The 4354-nt window shown below is 58.9% G+C and carries 4 protein-coding genes; all 4 read right to left on the bottom strand.

Translation table 11 applies throughout. The features are described 5' to 3' along the window. A partial coding sequence (locus G584_RS0111165; protein ID WP_028494489.1) for a transposase occupies window positions 1-306 on the bottom strand: 306 nt, incomplete at its 3' end. Between the two features lie 107 nt (window positions 307-413). Continuing rightward, entirely contained in the window at window positions 414-1514 is a 1101-nt protein-coding gene (locus G584_RS0111160; protein WP_051209282.1) for an ABC transporter ATP-binding protein, read from the bottom strand. A gap of 15 nt (window positions 1515-1529) precedes the next feature. Next, window positions 1530-3233, bottom strand: coding sequence for an ABC transporter permease (locus tag G584_RS0111155; protein WP_028494666.1), 1704 nt, complete (start codon window positions 3231-3233; stop codon window positions 1530-1532). 9 nt (window positions 3234-3242) lie between these two features. Then, the gene (locus G584_RS0111150) at window positions 3243-4271 is read right to left on the bottom strand and encodes an ABC transporter substrate-binding protein (RefSeq protein ID WP_420834811.1); all 1029 of its coding nucleotides are present in this window, start codon (window positions 4269-4271) and stop codon (window positions 3243-3245) included. Window positions 4272-4354: the final 83 nt, after the last annotated feature.

Here is a 4354-nt window from a genome sequence, read left to right as displayed (position 1 = left end):
TACCGCCACTTCCCCCACGTCCACCAGGCGGCGGACGTAGGGCTTAAGGAAAGCCGGGTAATACCGAGATTCCCGATCCCTAGGGACCTTCAGGTCCACCTGGCCAAAGGCGGTCTCCAGCTTGCGGGGGTAGTAGCCGTTCCTGCGGCCTCCGTGCACCTGCAAGAAGGCCGTCCGGTCCAACTCCAGAACCGTCTGCAAAACCTCGGCCACCGTCTCCCGCACCGCTTCCCTCAGCAAGATTCGCAAGGTATCCTGGTCCACGGGGCACCTCCTCGTGCTAAGGTGTGCCCCCCTATTAAACACGGACCCTTACACATAAATCCTTACACGACCGCGGTGTAAGCGGCGAGGAAGAAGGCCAACACCAGTAGGGGTAGCCCAAGTGCACGCGCCACAAGGGCATTATTGCCCTAACCGGGGTAGGCCAAGGCTTTCTCTGGGTCGAAGGCCACCTGGATTCGCGAACCAACCAAGGGCTGTTTCCACTGGAAGCGCAGCAGGGTGTCCCCTACCCGCAGCCAGTGCTCGTACTGGGCTCCCAAATAAAGGCTATGGGCCAATTCTCCCTCCACGGTGTTCACCTCACCAGGTGTAGCTACCCGCAAGTCCTCCGAACGAAGGACCAGTTTGGCCAACCTGCCTGGGGTCAGAGGGGCCATCACACGGGCGCGAACCGGAAACCCCGAGAGCTCGAGGCGGGCAAACTCGTCCCCCACCTCCAGCACCAAGGCGTCCACCACGTTGGGGTTTCCCAAGAAGTCAGCTACGAAAAGCGTCCGGGGATGCCGGTAAAGCTCCTCGGGCGTACCTACCTGCTCGACCAGCCCCTCTCTGAGCAGGGCAATGCGATCGGCGATGGCCATGGCTTCTGCCTGATCGTGGGTAACAAAGAGGGCGGCCTTCCCGGTTGCCTTCAAGGTCTGCCGCAACCACACCCGGGCCTGATCCCTCAGCTTGGCGTCCAGGTTGGAGAGAGGCTCGTCCAAGAGGAGAAGGTTGGGGTCGTAGGCTAAAGCCCGGGCCAGCGAAACCCGCTGTTGCTGCCCTCCGGAAAGCTCCCCTGGGTAGCGTCGTTCCAGCCCGGTAAGCCCCAGGCGGTCCAACAGGGACAAGACCCTCTCCCGCACCCTGTCCTCGGGTATCCGGCGAAGGCGCAAGCCGTAGGCCACGTTATCGAACACCGTGCGGTGGGGCCAAAGGGCGTAGGACTGAAAGACCAAGCCCAAATTCCGCCTCTCTGGCGGTAAGAAAACCCCCCTTCTTCCATCGAAAAACACCTCGGATCCCAAAGCAATCCGTCCCGAGGTAGGCCGGATCAAACCGGCCACCGCCCGCAGAAGGGTGGTTTTCCCTGAACCCGAAGGCCCCAGAAGGGCCACAATCTCCCCGGGAACCACGCGAAGGGATACCCCCTTTAGAATAGGGTTTCCACCGAGGGAAACCTCCAGGCCCTCCACTTCCAACGGATGGGCAACCCCTTGGGCAATGGGTTTAAATCCGGCCTCGTACATGAACCCGCTCCCCATCTAAAGGCCCTGCGGCCTCACGCCGATCCGGCTTGCCAGCAGGAACACCAAGCCCACGATGATCACCTGTATCGTGGCCAAGGCAGCGATGATCTCCACAGCTCCTGTGCCCCACAGGGCCACGATTTGGGCCCCTATAACCTCGGTCCCTGAGGTCAGCAAGTATACACCCGTGGAGTACTCACGCACAAACTGGATGAACAAGAGAAACCAGGCAGTAAGAAGCCCCCCTCGCAGAAGGGGCAGAGTCCCGTTCAAGAAAGCCCTGGCAGGCGAAGCCCCCGCCACCCGAGCTGCCTCTTCCATCTCGCGACCCACCTGCAAAAGGGCAGCGGTGAGGAGCCGCACCCCATAGGGTGTCCAGACCACGGTGTACGCTATGAGCAAACTAAGGAGCGTTTCCCGGATAGGGGCTAAGGGCTTCACAAAGAGAAATACCCATAGAAAAGCCAAACCCATTACCAGACCAGGCACCGCCCTTGGGATCCCGGAAAGGTAATCCAGGAACCTCCCCCAGGCCTGGCCCCGCTGGATCCCTAAGGCTACGAAGAGGTAGAAGACTAGGGACAGCAATCCTCCTACAGAGGCCACCAGAAGGGTGTTGGTCACCGCCCGGCTCAGGTTGGGCAGCGTGAAGATCTCCCTATAGTGGGCAAGGGTCAGCACCTCGAGGAGATCCACCCCAGGGCCCCAGCTGATGACCAAGCTACGTAACACCACTCCTAGGATAGGCAGCACCACGGCCACGAGGAGGTATAGACCCAGGACACCAGCCCACATCCACCGCAACCTACCCAAGGGAAGGCGTTCCAAACGATGCCCCCGGGTTCCCACAGCCACAAAACGGCCCTCCGTTCTCCCTAAAAGGAAGCGCTGTAGAAGAACCAAGAGCAGGGCGATGGAAACGATGGCGATGCTCACCGCCGCCATCAGGTGATAGGCCGAGGAACCGGTGATGGCGGTAAGGCGGTACAGATAGGTGGTGACCACCATGATTCCCTTGGCATCCCCCAGAACGAGAGGAAGGCCAAAGAGCTCAAAACCCAGGAGAAGCATGAGGATGCCGCTGTAAATGAGAGCGGGCCGTACCAGGGGTAGGGTAACGGTCATCGCCATCCGAAAAGGCCCTGCACCCGCTACCCGAGCGGCTTCCTCCAAGGAGGCGTCCACGTTCTGAATGGTGCTCGCCACATACAAGTACACGTAAGGTACGTGCGTAAGCCCAGCAATGACCGCAATAGCAGGCACCGTGTAAATGGTCCACGGCACCCCACCAAGGAGAGAAGCCACCCAGCCAGAAACAAACCCTGAAGGCCCGAAAGCCACGATGAACCCAATGCCCAAGATGATGGGCGAAATAAAGATGGGGGCCAGGAGAAGAAGCTCAAACCAGCGGGCAAAGGGGAGATCCGTCTTAACAACGAGAAAGGCAAATAGACTCCCTAAGGGAACCGCCAAGGCCACCATGCCCAAGCCAATCATCAAGGAGTTCTTAAGGGCCTCAAAAAAGTAGGGGTCGTGGAAGACATAACGGTAGGCCTCGAGGGTAAAGCGCTTGGCCGGCGCAAAGAAAGGAGCACTTAGCAAGCTCTGGTACAAAAGAATCCCGATGGGGGCCAGAACCAATAACCCCACCAGGAAAGCCAGCAAGGGTAAAAGCCAGATCTTCCCCCCCTTTCTGAACTGCCTCCCCCTTGCCTCCATCCCCTACCCCTACTGACCCTTAACCGCCTGCCGCCAGAAGGTAAGGAAACGGAGCCGTTCAGCCGGATCTAGATTCCTAAGTATGTCCCGCGATACGGGAATGACGAACACCTTATCCTTTCCGCCTACCGCCTGGTAGATGGCCTTAGGTGAGGCTTCTCCCACCACGCTTTCCCGCCGTGCGTGAATAAGAGCGGTGTAGGCCATCAAGTTCTGCCCTCTTAAGGACAAGAGGTAGTCCAAGAACAGTTTGGCAGCGTTGGGATGGGCTGCCCTCCTGCTAATAAACGCCACACGCTGAATGGCCACCGTTCCGTCGGTTAGATAGGCAATGCCCAGGTCCTTCACCGTGCGCTGCCGGAGAAGGGCGTAAGAACCAAAAAAGCCATAGGCCATATAGTGCTCGCCAGAGATCACCTTTTCAAAAGCCGCTCCGGTGGAAGAGTAGAGTGCAGCCTGCGCCCTTCCAAAGGCCCGGGCCAACTCCTGGAAGGCCGGAAAGCGGTCGTAGTCAGCTTTAAGGATGGTAAAGCCCACGCCGCTTCGCTCAGGGTCCCACGTGGCTACACGCCCTCGCATACGGGGTTCCTGGATCAATCGGGCCAGGCTCTCACGGGTGGTGGGCACCTCCTCAGGCTTGAGAAACCGCTTGTTGTAAACAATTACCGCCGGCTCCATGGTGGTGCCATAAGCAAGGTTTTCCAGACGCGCATTGCTTGGCCAGTTCTTTGCCTCAGGAGAGTCGTAGGCCAAAGCGTAGCCTTCGCTAACCAGCTTCACTTGAAGCTCCATGGCACTGGACCACAAAAAGTCAGCACTCCTCGCCCCGGCGGCAGTCTCACTGACAAAGCGATCGTAAATCTGTTGGGTACCTAGGTCGTTGTATTCGATCTGGATGAATGGATAGAGGCTGCGGAAGTCGTTTAAGAGAGCTTGGGCGCTACTTTGGTCAGTGGAGGAATAGATGATCAGCCTTCCTTCTTTCCGAGCAGCTTCTACCACCGCTGGGTCCGAGATGGGCCTGGTCTGCTGCCCCAGTACTGTCGCCCCGGTCGTGTCAAGAGTTATGTGTAAGAGTCTGTGTACGGGGGGCATACCGCTCCTGAAGCATCTTCTCCAGC

It is taken from the genome of Thermus antranikianii DSM 12462 (assembly GCF_000423905.1).
GTDB classification, from domain to species: Bacteria; Deinococcota; Deinococci; order Deinococcales; family Thermaceae; genus Thermus; species Thermus antranikianii.
Note: the sequence above shows the minus strand (reverse complement) of the source record. Positions and strands in the feature narration are given on the sequence as shown.

Coding starts and splice junctions, on each gene's coding strand:
- G584_RS0111160 (WP_051209282.1), bottom strand. CDS start 1,514: ATGTACGAGGCCGGATTTAAACCCATTGCCCAAGGGGTTGCCCATCCG.
- G584_RS0111155 (WP_028494666.1), bottom strand. CDS start 3,233: ATGGAGGCAAGGGGGAGGCAGTTCAGAAAGGGGGGGAAGATCTGGCTT.